Source organism: Pseudomonas sp. GW821-FHT01E05 (assembly GCF_059422425.1).
On sequence record NZ_JBWKWW010000005.1, the window covers coordinates 438105 to 456773 of the forward strand.

Sequence of the window (18669 nt, forward strand, 5' to 3'; positions counted from 1 at the left end):
GGATTACCAGCATGCCCGAAGCGACAGGACTCATGGCCCACAACTGGGGCTTTGCCATTTTCCTTCTGGGTGTTGGCGGCCTTTGTGCCTTCATGCTCGGTGTTTCCAGCCTGCTGGGCTCCAAAGCCTGGGGCCGCAGTAAAAACGAACCGTTCGAGTCCGGCATGCTGCCTACCGGTAGCGCCCGCTTGCGGCTCTCAGCCAAATTCTATCTGGTCGCGATGCTCTTCGTGATCTTCGATATCGAAGCCCTTTTTCTCTTTGCCTGGTCTGTGTCCGTCCGCGAAAGCGGCTGGACCGGATTTGTCGAAGCTCTCGTTTTCATAGCAATTCTGTTGGCAGGTCTTGTCTACCTTTGGCGAGTGGGGGCACTTGATTGGGCTCCGGAAGGTCGTCGTAAGCGGCAAGCGAAGCTAAAACAATGAGGCTTTGGCGATGCAATACAATCTCACCAGGATCGACCCGGATGCTCCTAACGAGCAGTACCCGATCGGCGAACGGGATACCGTTTCCGATCCGTTAGAAGATCAAGTCCACAAAAATATCTTCATGGGCAAGCTCGAAGACGTGCTGAACAGTACGGTCAACTGGGGGCGTAAAAACTCCCTGTGGCCATACAACTTCGGTCTGTCGTGCTGCTACGTGGAAATGACTACCGCCTTCACGGCGCCCCATGACATCGCACGCTTTGGCGCCGAAGTTATCCGGGCATCACCGCGCCAGGCGGATTTCATGGTTATTGCCGGTACCTGCTTCATCAAGATGGCGCCGATCATTCAGCGTCTCTACGAGCAAATGCTGGAACCCAAGTGGGTTATCTCCATGGGTTCGTGCGCCAACTCCGGTGGCATGTACGACATCTATTCCGTCGTTCAAGGGGTGGACAAGTTCCTGCCCGTGGACGTCTATGTGCCCGGCTGCCCGCCCCGCCCTGAAGCTTTTCTGCAAGGCTTGATGCTCTTGCAGGAGTCGATTGGCCAGGAGCGTCGCCCACTTTCCTGGGTCGTTGGTGATCAAGGCGTTTACCGCGCCGAAATGCCGTCGCAAAAGGAACAGCGCCGTGAACAGCGTATTCAGGTAACCAACCTGCGCAGCCCCGACGAAGTCTGATCCAGCTCAGCTCTTACAAAGAAACGAGAACCTGGTTTCATTCTTTACGTTGACCGAAAGCGATAAAAAGCCATGACTACAGGCAGTGCTCTGTACATCCCGCCTTATAAGGCAGACGACCAAGATGTGGTCGTCGAACTGAACAACCGTTTTGGCCCGGAGGCGTTCTCCGTCCAGGCCACCCGCACCGGCATGCCGGTGCTTTGGGTTACCCGCGCCAAACTCATCGAAGTCCTGACTTTCCTGCGTAACCTGCCCAAGCCGTACGTCATGCTGTATGACCTGCACGGCGTGGACGAGCGTCTGCGCACCAAGCGTCAGGGTTTGCCGAACGGCGTCGAATTCACCGTGTTCTATCACCTGCTGTCGATCGAACGTAATAGTGACGTAATGATCAAGGTCGCCTTGTCCGAGAGCGACCTCAGCTTGCCGACCGTCACCTCGATCTGGCCGAACGCCAACTGGTACGAGCGTGAAGTGTGGGACATGTACGGCATCGACTTTGCCGGCCATCCTCATTTGACCCGGATCATGATGCCGCCGACCTGGGAAGGTCACCCGCTGCGCAAGGATTTCCCGGCCCGCGCCACCGAGTTCGACCCGTTCAGCCTGACCCTGGCCAAGCAACAGCTGGAAGAAGAAGCCGCGCGCTTCAAACCGGAAGACTGGGGCATGAAGCGTTCCGGCGCCAACGAGGACTACATGTTCCTCAACCTTGGCCCGAACCACCCTTCGGCTCACGGTGCGTTCCGTATCATCCTGCAACTTGACGGTGAAGAAATCGTCGACTGTGTTCCGGACGTCGGTTACCACCACCGTGGCGCCGAGAAAATGGCCGAGCGTCAGTCCTGGCACAGCTTCATCCCGTACACCGACCGGATCGACTACCTCGGCGGCGTGATGAACAACCTGCCGTACGTGCTCTCGGTCGAGAAACTGGCCGGCATCAAGGTGCCGGAGAAGGTCGACGTCATCCGCATCATGATGGCCGAGTTCTTCCGGATCACCAGCCACCTGTTGTTCCTGGGTACTTATATCCAGGACGTCGGCGCCATGACCCCGGTGTTCTTCACCTTCACCGACCGGCAAAAAGCCTACACCGTGATCGAAGCCATCACCGGCTTCCGTCTGCACCCGGCCTGGTACCGCATCGGCGGCGTCGCGCACGATCTGCCACGCGGCTGGGACAAGCTGGTCAAGGACTTCGTCGAATGGCTGCCAAAGCGCCTCGACGAGTACGAGAAAGCCGCGCTGCAGAACAGCATCCTGCGTGGCCGGACCATCGGCGTCGCGGCCTACAACACCAAAGAAGCCCTGGAATGGGGCGTCACCGGTTCTGGCTTGCGTTCCACCGGCTGTGATTTCGACCTGCGTAAAGCCCGCCCGTATTCGGGCTACGAGAACTTCGAATTCGAAGTTCCGCTGGCGGCCAATGGCGATGCCTACGACCGCTGCATGGTTCGCGTCGAAGAAATGCGCCAGAGCGTCAAGATCATCGACCAGTGCCTGCGCAACATGCCGGAAGGCCCGTACAAAGCGGATCACCCGCTGACCACGCCGCCGCCTAAAGAGCGCACGCTGCAGCACATCGAAACCCTGATCACGCACTTCCTGCAAGTTTCGTGGGGCCCGGTCATGCCGGCCAACGAATCCTTCCAGATGATTGAAGCGACCAAGGGTATCAACAGTTATTACCTGACGAGCGATGGCGGCACCATGAGCTACCGCACCCGGATTCGTACCCCAAGCTTCCCGCACTTGCAGCAGATCCCTTCGGTGATCAAAGGCAGCATGGTCGCGGACTTGATCGCGTACCTGGGTAGTATCGATTTCGTTATGGCCGACGTGGACCGCTAAGCATGAACAGCACGCTTATCCAGACAGACCGTTTCGCCCTGAGCGAAACCGAGCGCTCGGCCATCGAGCACGAGCTGCATCACTACGAAGACCCGCGCGCGGCGTCGATCGAAGCCCTGAAGATTGTCCAGAAGGAACGTGGCTGGGTGCCCGATGGCGCGCTCTACGCCATCGGCGAGATCCTCGGCATTCCGGCCAGTGACGTTGAGGGCGTGGCGACGTTCTACAGCCAGATCTTCCGTCAGCCAGTGGGCCGTCACATCATTCGCGTCTGCGACAGCATGGTCTGCTTTATCGGCGGTCACGAGTCGGTGGTCAGCGAGATCCAGAGCAATCTCGGCATCGGCCTGGGTCAAACCACCGCCGACGGTCGTTTCACACTGCTACCGGTCTGCTGCCTCGGCAACTGCGACAAGGCACCTGCGCTGATGATCGACGACGACACTTTCGGTAATGTACAGCCTGCTGGCGTTGCCAAACTGTTGGAGGGCTACGTATGACCCTGACTTCCTTCGGCCCTGCCAACCGCATCAAGCGCAGTGCACAAACCCATCCGCTGACCTGGCGCCTGCGTGACGACGGCGAAGCCGTCTGGCTCGACGAGTACCAGGCCAAGAATGGCTACGCCGCTGCGCGCAAGGCATTCGCCGATATGTCTCAAGACGATATCGTCCAGACCGTCAAAGACTCCGGCCTCAAGGGTCGCGGTGGCGCAGGCTTCCCCACGGGTGTGAAGTGGGGCCTGATGCCCAAGGACGAATCCATCAACATCCGCTACTTGCTGTGCAACGCGGATGAAATGGAACCCAACACCTGGAAAGACCGCATGCTGATGGAGCAACTGCCCCATCTGCTGATCGAAGGCATGCTGATCAGTGCTCGCGCGCTGAAAACCTACCGTGGCTACATCTTCCTGCGTGGCGAATACACCACCGCCGCCAAGCACCTGAACCGTGCTGTGGAAGAAGCAAAAGCCGCGGGCCTGCTGGGCAAGAATATTCTGGGCAGCGGCTTCGATTTCGAACTGTTCGTCCACACCGGCGCCGGGCGTTACATCTGCGGTGAAGAAACCGCACTGATCAACTCCCTCGAAGGCCGCCGCGCCAACCCGCGCTCCAAGCCGCCCTTCCCTGCCGCCGTTGGCGTGTGGGGCAAGCCGACTTGCGTGAACAACGTCGAAACCCTGTGCAACGTGCCGGCGATCATCGCCGACGGTGTTGACTGGTACAAATCGCTGGCCCGTGAAGGCAGCGAAGACCACGGCACCAAGCTGATGGGCTTCTCCGGCAAAGTGAAGAACCCCGGCCTGTGGGAACTGCCGTTCGGCGTGACCGCTCGCGAGCTGTTCGAAGACTACGCCGGCGGCATGCGCGACGGCTTCAAGCTCAAGTGCTGGCAGCCAGGTGGCGCCGGTACCGGCTTCCTCTTGCCTGAGCACCTGGACGCACAAATGTACGCCGGTGGCATCGCCAAAGTCGGCACCCGTATGGGTACCGGCCTGGCAATGGCCGTGGACGACAGCGTCAACATGGTCTCCCTGCTGCGCAACATGGAAGAGTTCTTCTCCCGCGAATCCTGCGGCTTCTGCACCCCGTGCCGTGACGGTCTGCCGTGGAGCGTCAAGCTGCTGCGTGCGATCGAGAACGGTGAAGGGCAAGCCGGCGATATCGAGACCCTGCTGGGTCTGGTCGGTTTCCTCGGCCCAGGCAAGACTTTCTGTGCTCACGCACCGGGCGCCGTGGAGCCATTGGGCAGCGCAATCAAATATTTCCGTCCAGAGTTCGAGGCCGGCATTGCACCCACCAGTGCTGTCGTCCCGCCTCTGGCTCGCCCGATCCCGATTCCGGTCGGCGCGTAAACGTATCGAACGAGGGTGGTCCGTGCCGCCCTCCTATCGTCTGAAGACGCTTCAGGCCTGTTGAAAACACAGTTTTCAACAGGCCTGTTCCAGCGCCAGGCGAGTACACAGATTCCATTAGCCACGCCCGCTGACACCGGGCCAACGAAGAACTTTGAACCATGGCCACTATCCACGTAGACGGCAAATCGCTCGAAGTCGATGGGGCAGACAACCTGTTACAGGCGTGTCTGTCGCTAGGCCTCGACATCCCGTATTTCTGCTGGCACCCCGCCCTTGGCAGCGTTGGCGCTTGTCGCCAGTGCGCCGTCAAGCAGTACACCGACGAGAACGACAAGCGTGGTCGTATCGTCATGTCGTGCATGACACCTGCCACCGACGGCAGCTGGATTTCCATCGATGACGAAGAAGCCAAAGTGTTTCGCGCCAGCGTCGTCGAATGGCTGATGACCAACCACCCGCACGACTGCCCGGTCTGCGAGGAAGGCGGTCACTGCCACCTGCAAGACATGACGGTGATGACCGGCCACAACGAGCGCCGTTACCGCTTCACCAAACGTACCCACCAGAACCAGCAACTGGGCCCGTTCATCTCTCACGAAATGAACCGCTGCATCGCCTGCTATCGCTGCGTACGTTTCTATAAAGACTACGCCGGCGGCACCGACCTCGGTGTATTCGGCGCCCACGACAACGTGTACTTCGGTCGCGTTGAAGACGGCACCCTGGAAAGCGAGTTCTCCGGCAACCTCACCGAGGTCTGCCCGACTGGCGTGTTCACCGACAAGACTCACTCCGAGCGCTACAACCGCAAGTGGGACATGCAGTTCTCGCCGAGCATCTGCCATGGCTGCTCCAGCGGTTGCAACATCAGCCCGGGTGAACGTTACGGCGAACTGCGTCGTATCGAAAACCGTTTCAACGGTTCGGTGAACCAGTACTTCCTCTGCGACCGTGGCCGTTTCGGTTATGGCTACGTCAACCGCGAAGATCGTCCGCGCCAGCCACTGCTGGCTGACGGTCAGGTCAAACTCGGTCTCGACGCTGCACTGGATAAAGCTGCCGATCTGCTGCGCGGTCGCAATATCGTCGGTATCGGCTCGCCACGCGCCAGCCTCGAAAGCAACTTCGCCCTGCGCGAACTGGTCGGTGCCGAGCACTTCTACTCGGGTATCGAAGCGTCCGAGCTGGAGCGTATTCGCCTGGTTGCCCAGGTGCTCAAAGACAGCCCGCTGCCGATCCCGAACATGCGCGAGGTCGAAGACCACGACGCGATCTTCGTCCTCGGCGAAGACCTGACCCAGACCGCTGCCCGCATGGCCCTGGCACTGCGTCAATCGGTCAAAGGCAAAGCCGAAGACATGGCCGACGCCATGCGCGTTCAGCCTTGGCTGGATGCTGCGGTGAAGAACATCGGTCAGCACGAACTGAACCCGCTGTTCATCGCCAGCCTGGCTGAAACCAAGCTTGATGACGTGGCTGAAGAGTGCGTTCACGCCGCTCCAGACGACCTGGCTCGTATCGGTTTCGCCGTGGCTCACGCCCTCGACGCCAGCGCTCCTGCCGTTGAAGGCCTGGACAGCGACGCGGCTGAACTGGCGCAGCGCATCGCCAACGCCCTGTTGGCAGCCAAGCGTCCGCTGATCATTGCGGGTACTTCTCTGGGCTCCAAAGCGCTGATCGAAGCCGCGGCGAACATCGCCAAAGCTCTCAAGCTGCGCGAAAAAGCCGGCTCCATCAGCCTGATCGTGCCAGAGGCCAACAGCCTCGGCCTGGCCATGCTCGGTGGTGGATCGGCAGACGCTGCGCTGCAAGCGGTGATCGACGGCAAAGCCGACGCCATCGTCGTACTGGAAAATGATCTGTACACCCGCGTCGACGCAGCCAAAGTCGATGCCGCACTGAACGCTGCAAAAGTCGTGATTGTCACCGACCATCAGAAGACTGCCACCAGCGATCGTGCACATCTGGTTCTGCCAGCCGCCAGCTTCGCTGAAGGCGACGGTACGCTGGTCAGCCAGGAAGGCCGCGCCCAGCGCTTCTTCCAGGTCTTCGACCCGACTTACCTGGATGCGAGCATCCTGGTTCACGAAGGCTGGCGCTGGCTGCATGCCCTGCGCAGCACCTTGCTGAACAAGCCGGTGGACTGGACCCAACTGGACCACGTCACCGCAGCCTGCGCCGAAAGCAACCCGCAACTCGCTGGCATTGTCAGCGCCGCACCGTCGGCCTCGTTCCGCATCAAAGGTCTGAAACTGGCTCGCGAGCCGCTACGTTACAGTGGCCGGACCGCCATGCGCGCCGACATCAGCGTGCACGAACCGCGCACTTCCCAGGACAACGACACTGCGTTCTCGTTCTCCATGGAAGGTTACTCGGGCTCCGCCGAACCACGTCAGCAAGTACCATTTGCCTGGTCTCCGGGCTGGAACTCGCCGCAAGCCTGGAACAAGTTCCAGGACGAAGTCGGTGGTCACCTGCGTGCCGGCGACCCAGGTACTCGCCTGATCGAAACCCAAGGTGATGGCCTGAGCTGGTTCGCCAGCATTCCGGGCGCGTTCTCCCCTGCTCGCGGAACCTGGCAAGCGGTGCCGTTCTATCACCTGTTCGGCAGTGAAGAGAACTCTTCGAAAGCCGCTCCGGTTCAGGAACGCATCCCGGCCGCCTACGTCTGTGTGGCCAAATCCGAAGCGGATCGTCTGGGCGTCAACGACGGTGCCCTGCTCAGCTTGAATGTTGCCGGCCAGACCCTGCGTCTGCCGCTGCGTATCAATGAAGAGCTGGGTGCTGGCCTGGTTGCTTTGCCTGCCGGTCTGGCGGGTATTCCACCGGCCATCGCCGGCCTTACCGTTGACGGTCTGCAGGAGGCAGCTCAATGACCTGGTTCACACCTGAAGTGATCGACGTGATCATCGCGGTGCTCAAGGCCATCGTGATTCTGCTCGCCGTGGTGGTTTGCGGCGCGCTGCTGAGCTGGGTCGAGCGTCGTTTGCTCGCCCTCTGGCAGGACCGTTACGGTCCGAACCGGGTTGGCCCGTTCGGCGCCTTCCAGATCGCCGCCGACATGATCAAGATGTTCTTCAAGGAAGACTGGACGCCACCGTTCGCCGACAAAGTGATCTTCACTTTGGCGCCGGTGGTGGCCATGAGCGCCTTGCTGATTGCCTTCGCAATCATCCCGATCACCCCGACCTGGGGTGTCGCGGACCTGAACATCGGCGTGCTGTTCTTCTTCGCCATGGCCGGTCTGTCGGTCTACGCGGTGCTGTTCGCCGGCTGGTCGAGCAACAACAAGTTCGCCCTGTTGGGCAGCTTGCGCGCCTCGGCACAAACCGTGTCCTATGAAGTGTTCATGGGTCTGTCGTTGATGGGCATCGTGGCGCAGGCTGGTTCGTTCAACATGCGCGACATCGTCGATTACCAGGCCCAGCACCTGTGGTTCATCATTCCGCAGATCCTCGGTTTCCTCACCTTCTTCATCGCTGGCGTGGCCGTGACTCACCGTCACCCCTTCGACCAGCCGGAAGCGGAGCAGGAACTGGCCGACGGTTACCACATTGAATACGCTGGCATGAAATGGGGCATGTTCTTCGTCGGTGAGTACATCGGCATCGTGTTGATCTCGGCGCTGCTGGTGACTTTGTTCTTCGGTGGCTGGCACGGACCTTTCGACATTTTGCCGCAGATCCCGTTCATCTGGTTTGCTCTGAAGACCGCGTTTTTCATCATGATCTTCATCCTGCTGCGCGCATCGATTCCGCGCCCACGGTATGACCAAGTGATGGATTTCGGCTGGAAATTCTGCCTGCCGCTGACCCTGATCAATCTGCTGGTGACCGCTGCGATCGTGTTGTTGAACACGCCCGCCGTCGCGGCTCAGTGAGGATAGAGAATCATGTTCAAGTATACTTTTGACATCGTGCATGGATTCTTCACCCAGCTTCGCAGCCTGGTGATGATTTTCGGCCACGCCTTCCGCAAGCGCGACACGCTGCAGTACCCGGAAGAGGCGGTGTACCTGCCGCCGCGCTTCCGTGGGCGCATCGTCCTGACCCGCGACCCCGACGGCGAAGAGCGCTGTGTAGCCTGCAACCTGTGCGCCGTAGCGTGTCCGGTGGGTTGCATCTCGCTGCAGAAAGCTGAAACCGAGGACGGTCGCTGGTACCCGGACTTCTTCCGCATCAACTTCTCGCGTTGCATTTTCTGCGGCCTCTGCGAGGAAGCCTGCCCGACCACTGCGATCCAGCTGACACCGGATTTCGAGATGGCCGAGTTCAAACGTCAGGACCTGGTTTACGAGAAAGAAGATCTGCTGATCTCCGGTCCCGGTAAGAACCCTGATTACAACTTCTATCGTGTTGCAGGTATGGCCATTGCCGGTAAGCCAAAAGGCTCCGCGCAAAATGAAGCCGAACCGATCAACGTGAAGAGCTTGCTGCCTTAAGGAAGAAAGATGGAATTCGCTTTCTATTTCGCATCAGGTGTTGCCGTTGTGTCCACGCTTCGCGTGATCACCAACACCAACCCTGTGCACGCCCTGCTCTACCTGATTATTTCGCTGCTCGCGGTGGCGATGACCTTTTTCAGTCTCGGTGCTCCATTCGCCGGTGTACTGGAAGTGATCGCCTACGCCGGCGCCATCCTGGTGCTGTTCGTGTTCGTGGTGATGATGCTGAACCTGGGCCCGGCCTCGGTTCAGCAAGAGCGCGTCTGGCTCAAACCCGGTATCTGGGGTGGTCCGGTCGTACTCGCTGCACTGCTGCTGGCTGAACTGCTGTATGTACTGTTCAGCCATTCCGCCGGCACCGGCATCGGTCAAACCACCGTAGACTCCAAGGCCGTGGGCATCAGCCTGTTCGGTCCTTATCTACTAGTGGTCGAACTCGCCTCGATGCTGCTGCTCGCTGCAGCCGTCACGGCGTTCCACCTGGGCCGCAACGAGGCGAAGGAGTAAGACCATGCCTGCTATCACTCTTGGTTCTATCCCGTTGGAGCATGGCCTGGCTGTCGCCGGCGTCCTGTTCTGCCTCGGTCTGGTCGGCCTGATGGTCCGCCGCAACATTCTCTTTGTGCTGATGAGCCTGGAGATCATGATGAACGCCTCTGGTCTGGCCTTCATCGTTGCAGGTGCAAGATGGGCGCAGCCGGATGGACAGATCATGTTCATCCTGGTGCTCAGCCTGGCAGCCGCCGAGGCCAGTATTGGCCTGGCGATTCTGTTGCAGCTGTATCGCCGCTTCCACACTCTCGATATCGACGCTGCCAGCGAGATGCGCGGATGAACCTTCTCTATCTGACTTTCCTGTTCCCTCTGATCGGTTTTGTGCTGCTGGCGTTCTCTCGGGGACGCCTCTCGGAAAACCTCTCGGCATTGATCGGCGTCGGCTCCGTTGGCCTCTCGGCCATTGTCGCCACCTATGTGATCTGGCAATTCAACGTCGCACCGCCTGAAGGCGGCCACTACACCCAGGTGTTGTGGCAGTGGATAGCGGTGGAAGGCTTTACGCCGAACTTCGCCCTGTACCTGGATGGTCTGTCCGTGACCATGCTCGGTGTGGTGGTGGGCGTGGGCTTTCTGATCCACCTGTTCGCTTCCTGGTACATGCGCGGTGAAGCCGGTTACTCGCGCTTCTTCGCCTACACCAACCTGTTTATCGCCAGCATGCTGTTCCTGGTCCTGGGCGATAACCTGCTGTTCCTGTACTTCGGTTGGGAAGGCGTGGGCCTGTGCAGCTACCTGTTGATCGGTTTCTACTACAGCAACCGCAACAACGGTAACGCCGCACTCAAGGCCTTTATCGTCACCCGTGTCGGCGACGTGTTCTTGGCCATCGGCCTGTTCATCCTGTTCCAGCAACTGGGCACGCTGAACATTCAAGAGCTGATGGTTCGTGCTCCGGAACACTTCAAGGTCGGCGACTTCTGGATCGTTCTGGCGACCCTGATGTTGCTCGGTGGTGCCGTCGGTAAATCCGCGCAACTGCCGCTGCAAACCTGGCTGGCAGACGCGATGGCCGGCCCTACCCCGGTCTCGGCACTGATCCACGCCGCGACCATGGTGACCGCCGGTGTCTACCTGATCGCTCGTACCCACGGTCTGTTTGCTTTGGCGCCGGATATCCTGCATCTAGTAGGGATCGTCGGTGGCGTGACTCTGGTACTGGCCGGCTTCGCCGCGCTGGTGCAGACCGACATCAAACGCGTCCTCGCCTACTCGACCATGAGCCAGATCGGCTATATGTTCCTGGCCCTGGGTGTCGGTGCCTGGGAAGGCGCGATCTTCCACCTGATGACCCACGCCTTCTTCAAGGCGCTGCTGTTCCTCGCATCCGGTTCGGTGATCGTTGCCTGCCACCACGAGCAGAACATCTTCAAGATGGGCGGCCTGTGGAAGAAACTGCCTTTGGCCTACGTCAGCTTCATCGTCGGCGGTGCCGCGCTGGCGGCCCTGCCACTGGTGACCGCAGGTTTCTACTCCAAGGACGAAATCCTCTGGGAAGCCTTCGCCAGCGGTAACCACGGCCTGCTGTACGCCGGTCTGGTGGGTGCCTTCATGACCTCGCTGTACACCTTCCGCCTGATCTTCATCACGTTCCACGGTGAAGTGAAGACCGAAGCCCACGCCGGTCACGGTATTGCCCACTGGCTGCCACTGTCGGTGCTGATCATCCTGTCGACCTTCATCGGCGCCATGATCGTTCCACCGCTGCACGGTGTACTGCCGGAAAGCGTCGGCCACGCCGGCGGCGAAGCCAAGCACAGCCTGGAAATCGCCTCAGGTGCTATCGCCCTGTCCGGTATCCTGCTGGCAGCACTGCTGTTCCTCGGCAAGCGTCGCTTCGTCACCGCCATCGCCAACAGCGGCATCGGTCGTCTGCTCTCGGCCTGGTGGTTCGCCGCGTGGGGCTTCGACTGGATCTACGACAAGCTGTTCGTCAAGCCGTACCTGATGATCAACCATGTACTGCGCAAAGACCCGCTCGACCAGACCATTGGTTTGATCCCGCGTATGGCCAAGGGTGGACATCACTCCCTGAGCCGTACCGAGACTGGCCAGCTGCGTTGGTATGCAGCTTCCATGGCCGCAGGTGCCGTGCTGGTAATCGGTGCCATTGTGTTGGTAGCGGTCTGATATGAACCTTGCGAAATTGCGAAAGGAATTGAGCCCGTCATGATTCTGCTTTGGCTAATCCTGATCCCCTTTATCGGCGGCCTGCTGTGCTGGATGGGTGAGCGCTTCGGCGCTACCCTGCCACGCTGGATTGCGTTGCTGACCATGTCCCTGGAACTCGCTCTTGGCCTCTGGCTGTGGGCCCATGGTGACTATTCATTTGCACCGGCGCCTGGCGCCGATCCGACCTGGGTGATTGAGTTCAAGCACGTCTGGATCGAGCGCTTCGGCATCAACGTGCACCTGGCCCTCGACGGCCTGTCGCTGTTGATGATCCTGCTGACCGGTCTGCTGGGTGTCCTCTCGGTACTCTGCTCCTGGAAAGAGATCCAGCGTCACGTGGGCTTCTTCCACCTGAACCTGATGTGGATCCTGGGCGGTGTCGTCGGTGTGTTCCTCGCCCTCGACCTGTTCATGTTCTTCTTCTTCTGGGAAATGATGCTGGTGCCGATGTACTTCCTCATCGCGCTCTGGGGTCACAGTTCATCGGATGGCAAGAAAACCCGGATCTACGCGGCGACCAAGTTCTTCATCTTCACCCAGGCCAGCGGCCTGATCATGTTGGTGGCGATCCTGGGTCTGGTGCTGGTCAACTTCAACAGCACCGGGGTGATCACGTTCGATTACTCCCAGCTGCTGAAAACCAAGATGTCGCAGACCACCGAATACATCCTGATGCTCGGCTTCTTCATCGCCTTCGCGGTGAAGCTGCCCGTGGTGCCGTTCCACTCCTGGCTACCGGATGCGCACGCCCAGGCGCCGACCGCCGGTTCCGTCGACCTGGCCGGTATCTTGTTGAAGACCGCTGCTTATGGGATGTTGCGTTTCGCCCTGCCGCTGTTCCCGAATGCTTCGGCCGAGTTCGCGCCGATCGCCATGACCCTGGGTCTGGTCGGGATCTTCTACGGTGCGTTCCTGGCGTTCGCCCAAACCGACATCAAGCGTCTGATCGCCTTCTCCAGCGTTGCGCACATGGGCTTCGTGCTGATCGGGATCTACTCCGGCAGCCAGCTGGCGCTGCAAGGCGCGGTGATGCAGATGCTGGCGCACGGTGTTTCGGCAGCCGCACTCTTTATCATCAGCGGCCAGTTGTACGAGCGCATGCACACTCGCGACATGCGCGAGATGGGTGGCCTGTGGTCACGCATTGCGTATCTGCCGGCGGTCAGCCTGTTCTTTGCAGCCGCTTCGCTGGGTTTGCCGGGTACCGGTAACTTCGTCGGCGAATTCCTGATCCTGCTGGGCAACTTTGCCAGAGCGCCATGGATCACCGCGATTGCCACTTCCGGCCTGGTGTTCGGTTCGGTCTATTCGCTGATCATGATCCACCGTGCCTACTTCGGCCCGTCCAGGTCGGACGAAATACTGCACGGCATGGATGCTCGCGAACTGATCATGGTGGTTGGACTTGCAGGGCTGCTGGTCTACATCGGCATTTACCCGCAACCGTTCCTCGATACCTCTGCCGCGACGATGCATGGCGTGCAGCAATGGTTCGGCACCGCCTCCACTCAACTCGCTTCGGCCCGGTAAGAGCGCTATGGACCTGACGACTCAACACTTTATCGCGCTTGCGCCGCTGCTGATTACCAGCGCCACGATTATCGTGGTGATGATGGCGATCGCCTGGCGTCGCAACCACTCACAGACCTTCCTGCTTTCAGTAGCCGGTCTCAACCTGGCCCTGCTGTCGATCCTCCCGGCCCTGAAAGTCGCGCCTCTGGCCGTGACCCCGCTGCTGCAGATCGATAGCTTCGCCTGCCTCTACATGGCGTTGATCCTGGTCGCTACCCTGGCCTGTGTGACCCTCGCCCACGCCTACCTCGGCGATGGCAGTACGGGTTACCCGGGCAACCGCGAAGAGCTGTACCTGCTGATCCTGATGGCTGCGGCCGGCGGTTTGGTTCTGGTCAGCGCGCAGCACCTGGCCGGCTTGTTCGTCGGCCTGGAACTGCTCTCGGTTCCAGTCTACGGCCTGGTGGCGTATGCCTTCTTCAACAAGCGCTCCCTGGAAGCCGGCATCAAGTACATGGTGCTGTCGGCCGCCGGTTCCGCGTTCCTGTTGTTCGGCATGGCGCTGCTTTACGCAGAGGCCGGTACCCTGAGCTTCAGCGGCATCGGTCACGCACTGGCCGCTACCGGTCTGCCAAGCCCGATCGCGCAACTGGGCCTGGCCATGATGCTGATCGGCCTGGCGTTCAAGTTGTCGCTGGTGCCCTTCCACCTCTGGACCCCCGACGTGTACGAAGGCGCTCCTGCTCCGGTCGCAGCCTTCCTCGCCACCGCGAGCAAGGTTGCGGTATTCGCGGTGATGCTGCGTCTGTTCCAGATCTCGCCGGTGGCCAGCAGTGGCATACTGAGCAACGTTCTGACCATCATTGCGATCGCCTCGATCCTGTTTGGTAACCTGCTGGCACTGACCCAGAGCAACCTCAAGCGTCTGCTGGGTTACTCCTCCATCGCGCACTTCGGTTACCTGCTGATCGCCCTGGTGGCGAGCAAAGGTCTGGCAGTGGAAGCCATCGGCGTTTACCTGGTCACCTACGTGATCACCAGCCTCGGCGCATTCGGCGTAATCACCCTGATGTCCTCGCCGTACAAAGGCCGCGACGCAGATGCCCTGTACGAATACCGCGGCCTGTTCTGGCGCCGTCCGTACCTGACCGCCGTGCTGACCGTAATGATGCTGTCGCTGGCCGGCATTCCGCTGACCGCAGGCTTCATCGGCAAGTTCTACATCATCGCCACCGGTGTCGAATCCCACCAGTGGTGGCTGGTCGGCTCTCTGGTACTGGGTAGTGCCATCGGCGTCTTCTACTACCTGCGTGTGATGGTCACTCTGTATCTGATCGAACCGAACCTGCGTCGCGTTGACGCCCAGCTGCACTGGGAACAACGTGCCGGTGGCGTCATGCTGCTGGCCATCGCTGTTCTGGCGTTCTTCCTCGGCCTGTACCCACAGCCGTTGCTGACGCTGGTTCAGCAGACAGGCCTGGCCGGTTGATCGCTTAAGCGACAGGCAGCAGAAAACAGAAACGGCACCTTCGGGTGCCGTTTTTGCGTTTGGGGGGCTGCTCTCCCCTTTCCCGGAAAGTGCCTGCAAAGAGACCGGTAGCGGCTGAAATGATCGTTCCCACGCTCTGCCTGGGAACGCCTCAATGGACGCTCTGCGTCCGCTGTTGGGACGCGGAGCGTCCCGGGCTGCATTCCCACGCGGAGCGTGGGAACGATCAATCAAACGATCAAACAATCAACCCGACCTTTGCATAAACAAAAACCCGCACAAGGCGGGTTTTTGTTTGCAGCAAACGCCGGCCTTAGTCAGCCAGGCGCCACGTCGTGCCGCCCTTGCCGTCCTCCAGCACCACGCCCATGGCGGTGAGCTGGTCGCGGATGCGGTCCGACTCGGCCCAGTCCTTGTTGGCACGGGCTGTCAGGCGCGCCTGAATCAGCGCATCGACTTCTGCTGCATCGACCCGACCTTCGGCACCTGCTTGCAGGAAGTCGTCGGCTTGCAGTTGCAACACACCGAGCACGCTGGCCAGTTCTTTCAAGCGTGCCGCCAGACCGGCCGCTGCGTTCAGATCGCTCTCACGCAGACGATTGATCTCACGGACCATCTCGAACAGCACCGCGCAGGCTTCCGGCGTGCCGAAGTCGTCGTTCATCACTTGGGTAAAACGCTCGACGAAGGCTTCGCCACCGGCGGCCGGAACCGTCGGCAGGCCTTTCAACGCGTGGTAGAAACGCTCCAGAGCGCCTTTGGCGTCCTTGAGGTTGTCTTCCGAGTAGTTGATCGCGCTGCGGTAGTGGCTCGACACCAACAGGTAACGCACGACTTCCGGGTGGTACTTGTCGAGGACGTCGCGAATGGTGAAGAAGTTGTTCAAGGACTTGGACATCTTCTCGCCATTGATGCGAATCATCCCGCAATGCATCCACGCGTTGGCGTAGGTCTTGCCAGTGGCCGCTTCGCTCTGGGCGATTTCGTTTTCATGGTGCGGGAACTCGAGGTCGCTGCCACCGCCATGAATGTCGAAGGTCTCGCCCAGGCAGCAGGTCGACATCACCGAGCACTCGATGTGCCAGCCCGGACGCCCGGCGCCCCACGGCGATTCCCAGCTCGGCTCGCCCGGCTTGGCGGCTTTCCACAGGACGAAGTCCAGCGGGTCCTGTTTCGACTCGTCGACTTCGATGCGGGCGCCGATGCGCAGGTCTTCGATCTTCTTGCGCGACAGCTTGCCGTAACCCATGAACTTGCCGACGCGGTAGTACACGTCGCCGTTGCCCGGCGCGTAGGCATAGCCCTTGTCGATCAAGGTCTGGATCATCGCCTGCATGCCGGGGATGTAATCGGTAGCCCGTGGCTCCATGTCCGGCTTGAGGATGTTCAAGCGCGACTCGTCTTCATGCATCGCCGCGATCATGCGCTCGGTCAACACGTCGTACGGCTCGCCGTTTTCACGGGCGCGATTGATGATCTTGTCTTCGATGTCGGTGATGTTACGCACGTAGGTCAGGTCATAACCGCTGAACCGCAACCAGCGGGTCACCAGGTCAAACGCAACCATGCTGCGCCCGTGGCCCAGGTGGCAGTAGTCGTACACGGTCATCCCGCAGACGTACATGCGCACCTTGTTGCCATCCAGCGGCTTGAAGACTTCTTTGCTCTTGGTGAGCGTGTTGTAGATCGTAAGCACGATTGTTCCTTGGCTCTAAATCACTGGCCCCACGAATCACGCAGGGTCACGGTGCGGTTGAATACCGGGTGACCGGGTTTCGAGTCCTTGATATCCGCGACGAAGTAACCTTCGCGCTCGAACTGGAAACGGTCTTCCGGCTGTGCATTGCCCAACGAAGGCTCAGCACGACAACCGGTAAGCACCTGCAGCGAATCAGGGTTGATGTTGTCCAGGAAACCGGCGCTGTCTTCGGCCTTCTCAGGGTTCGGCGAACGGAACAGGCGATCGTACAGACGAACTTCACACTCGACGCTGGCCGCTGCCGGCACCCAGTGAATCACGCCTTTGACCTTGCGGCCTTCAGGGTTCTTGCCCAGGGTGTCCGGATCGTACGAGCAACGCAGTTCGACGATGTTGCCATCGGCGTCCTTGATCGCTTCTTCGGCACGGATCACGTAGCTGCCGCGCAGACGCACTTCGCCATTCGGTTCCAGGCGTTTGTAGCCTTTTGGCGGCTCTTCCATGAAGTCTTCACGGTCGATGTAGATCTCACGGGCGAACGGCAGAGCCCGTACGCCCATGTCTTCTTTCGGGTGGCACGGCAGTTCGAGGTTCTCGACCTGGCCTTCCGGGTAGTTGCTGATCACGACTTTCAGCGGACGCAGCACGCACATGGCACGCGGGGCGCTGTGGTCGAGGTCGTCGCGGATGCTGAATTCCAGCATGCCGAAGTCGACCACGCCTTCGGAACGGTTGGTGCCGACCATGTCGCAGAAGTTGCGGATCGATTTCGGGGTGTAGCCACGGCGCCGGAAACCCGACAGTGTGGACATGCGCGGGTCGTCCCAGCCGTTAACGTGTTTCTCGTCGACCAACTGCTTGAGCTTGCGCTTGCTGGTGATGGTGTAGTTCAGGTTCAACCGCGAGAACTCGTACTGACGCGGGTGCGCCGGAACTGGCAGGTTGTCGAGGAACCAGTCGTACAGCGGGCGGTGGCCTTCGAACTCCAGGGTGCAGATCGAGTGGGTGATGCCTTCGATGGCGTCCGACTGACCGTGGGTGAAGTCGTAGTTCGGGTAGATGCACCACTTGTCACCGGTCTGGTGGTGGTGCTCGTGACGGATGCGATACAGGATCGGGTCGCGCAGATTCATGTTCGGCGAGGCCATGTCGATCTTCGCTCGCAGTACGCGCGCGCCATCCTTGAATTCGCCAGCCTTCATGCGGGCGAACAGGTCGAGGTTCTCTTCGACGCTGCGCTCACGGAACGGACTGTTCTTGCCCGGCTCGGTCAGGCTGCCACGGTATTCCCTGGCTTGCTCCGGGGTCAGGTCGCAAACGTAGGCCTTGCCAGCCTTGATCAGCTCCACCGCCCAATCGTGCAACTGGTCGAAATACTGCGAGGCATAGCGCACTTCACCGGACCATTGGAAGCCCAGCCATTTGATGTCGCTTTCAATGGCGTCGATGTATTCCTGGTCTTCCTTGGCCGGGTTGGTGTCGTCAAAACGCAGGTGCGTGACGCCACCGAACTCTTCGGCCAGGCCGAAGTTCACACAGATCGACTTGGCGTGACCGATGTGCAGGTAGCCGTTGGGCTCTGGCGGGAAGCGGGTCACGATCTGCGTGTGCTTACCCGAGTCCAGGTCCGCCTGGATGATCGGGCGCAGGAAGTTGACTGGAACGGCAGGTCCGGTCTTGGAATTCGAGGTAGGGTCGACAGTGGGCTTGCTCATAGGATCCTTGACGTACAAGTGCGTGGCCAGGTAGCGGGCCTGATAAATCAAAGCGCCTATCATAGCCGATGCTGTCAAGCACCTGACAGAGCAGGCCCTAAAACTGCTGCTTTTAATGTGCCTGAAGTGAAAAACAGCCTCGAAATTCGCCGCCGTCACGCTAAACTGCGCACCTTGGTGAGTTTTTGCCAAACAGGTGTGGGCTCGCACGCGTCATGCTGCGCCCCGAAAGCCACGAATTCCTTGAAAGAGTAA

At 60.1% G+C, this 18669-nt stretch carries 15 protein-coding genes; 13 read left to right on the top strand and 2 right to left on the bottom strand.

Annotation, left to right across the window (positions count from 1 at the left end; translation table 11 throughout):
• Nucleotides 1–11 precede the first annotated feature (11 nt).
• The 13 genes from AC07W5_RS13915 (at nt 12) to nuoN (ending at nt 15000) form a co-directional block, all read left to right on the top strand.
• A complete protein-coding gene (locus tag AC07W5_RS13915) occupies nt 12–425 on the top strand; it encodes an NADH-quinone oxidoreductase subunit A (protein ID WP_494993344.1) in 414 nt (137 codons plus the stop codon).
• A 10-nt stretch (nt 426–435) separates the two neighbouring features.
• Complete coding sequence (locus AC07W5_RS13920; protein ID WP_489360825.1) at nt 436–1110, top strand: NuoB/complex I 20 kDa subunit family protein; 675 nt, start codon at nt 436–438, stop codon at nt 1108–1110.
• Between the two features lie 72 nt (nt 1111–1182).
• Nucleotides 1183–2967, top strand: coding sequence for an NADH-quinone oxidoreductase subunit C/D (gene nuoC, locus AC07W5_RS13925; RefSeq protein ID WP_495011520.1), 1785 nt, complete (start codon nt 1183–1185; stop codon nt 2965–2967).
• Between the two features lie 2 nt (nt 2968–2969).
• Complete coding sequence (gene nuoE / locus AC07W5_RS13930) at nt 2970–3467, top strand: NADH-quinone oxidoreductase subunit NuoE (protein ID WP_494993346.1); 498 nt, start codon at nt 2970–2972, stop codon at nt 3465–3467.
• Nucleotides 3464–4825, top strand: a complete 1362-nt coding sequence (gene nuoF, locus AC07W5_RS13935) for an NADH-quinone oxidoreductase subunit NuoF (protein ID WP_495011521.1) — start codon at nt 3464–3466, stop codon at nt 4823–4825. Before nuoE ends, nuoF begins: the two co-directional genes overlap by 4 nt.
• Nucleotides 4826–4986: 161 nt before the next feature.
• Nucleotides 4987–7704, top strand: a complete 2718-nt coding sequence (gene nuoG, locus AC07W5_RS13940) for an NADH-quinone oxidoreductase subunit NuoG (protein WP_494993348.1) — start codon at nt 4987–4989, stop codon at nt 7702–7704.
• A complete protein-coding gene (gene nuoH / locus AC07W5_RS13945) occupies nt 7701–8708 on the top strand; it encodes an NADH-quinone oxidoreductase subunit NuoH (protein WP_494993349.1) in 1008 nt (335 codons plus the stop codon). Before nuoG ends, nuoH begins: the two co-directional genes overlap by 4 nt.
• A 12-nt stretch (nt 8709–8720) precedes the next feature.
• A complete protein-coding gene (nuoI, locus tag AC07W5_RS13950; RefSeq protein ID WP_494993350.1) occupies nt 8721–9269 on the top strand; it encodes an NADH-quinone oxidoreductase subunit NuoI in 549 nt (182 codons plus the stop codon).
• Nucleotides 9270–9278: 9 nt separating this feature from the next.
• Nucleotides 9279–9779 carry an NADH-quinone oxidoreductase subunit J gene (nuoJ, locus tag AC07W5_RS13955; RefSeq protein ID WP_495011523.1) on the top strand — a complete coding sequence of 167 codons (501 nt, stop codon included), beginning with the start codon at nt 9279–9281 and terminating at the stop codon, nt 9777–9779.
• A 4-nt stretch (nt 9780–9783) separates the two neighbouring features.
• Entirely contained in the window at nt 9784–10107 is a 324-nt protein-coding gene (gene nuoK / locus AC07W5_RS13960; RefSeq protein WP_495011524.1) for an NADH-quinone oxidoreductase subunit NuoK, read from the top strand.
• Nucleotides 10104–11957 (top strand): NADH-quinone oxidoreductase subunit L, encoded by a 1854-nt coding sequence (gene nuoL / locus AC07W5_RS13965; protein WP_494993353.1) that lies wholly within the window; start codon nt 10104–10106, stop codon nt 11955–11957. The genes nuoK and nuoL overlap by 4 nt, the downstream gene beginning before the upstream one ends.
• Nucleotides 11958–11996: 39 nt before the next feature.
• Nucleotides 11997–13529, top strand: coding sequence for an NADH-quinone oxidoreductase subunit M (gene nuoM, locus AC07W5_RS13970; protein ID WP_495023595.1), 1533 nt, complete (start codon nt 11997–11999; stop codon nt 13527–13529).
• Nucleotides 13530–13536: 7 nt separating this feature from the next.
• On the top strand, nt 13537–15000 hold the full coding sequence (gene nuoN / locus AC07W5_RS13975) for an NADH-quinone oxidoreductase subunit NuoN (RefSeq protein WP_495011526.1): 1464 nt from the start codon (nt 13537–13539) through the stop codon (nt 14998–15000).
• A gap of 313 nt (nt 15001–15313) precedes the next feature.
• Here the strand turns inward: nuoN and cysS are convergent, their stop codons facing one another.
• Nucleotides 15314–16696, bottom strand: a complete 1383-nt coding sequence (gene cysS / locus AC07W5_RS13980) for a cysteine--tRNA ligase (protein ID WP_494993356.1) — start codon at nt 16694–16696, stop codon at nt 15314–15316.
• A 20-nt stretch (nt 16697–16716) separates the two neighbouring features.
• Nucleotides 16717–18414, bottom strand: coding sequence for a glutamine--tRNA ligase/YqeY domain fusion protein (locus AC07W5_RS13985; protein ID WP_495023596.1), 1698 nt, complete (start codon nt 18412–18414; stop codon nt 16717–16719).
• Nucleotides 18415–18669 lie beyond the last annotated feature (255 nt).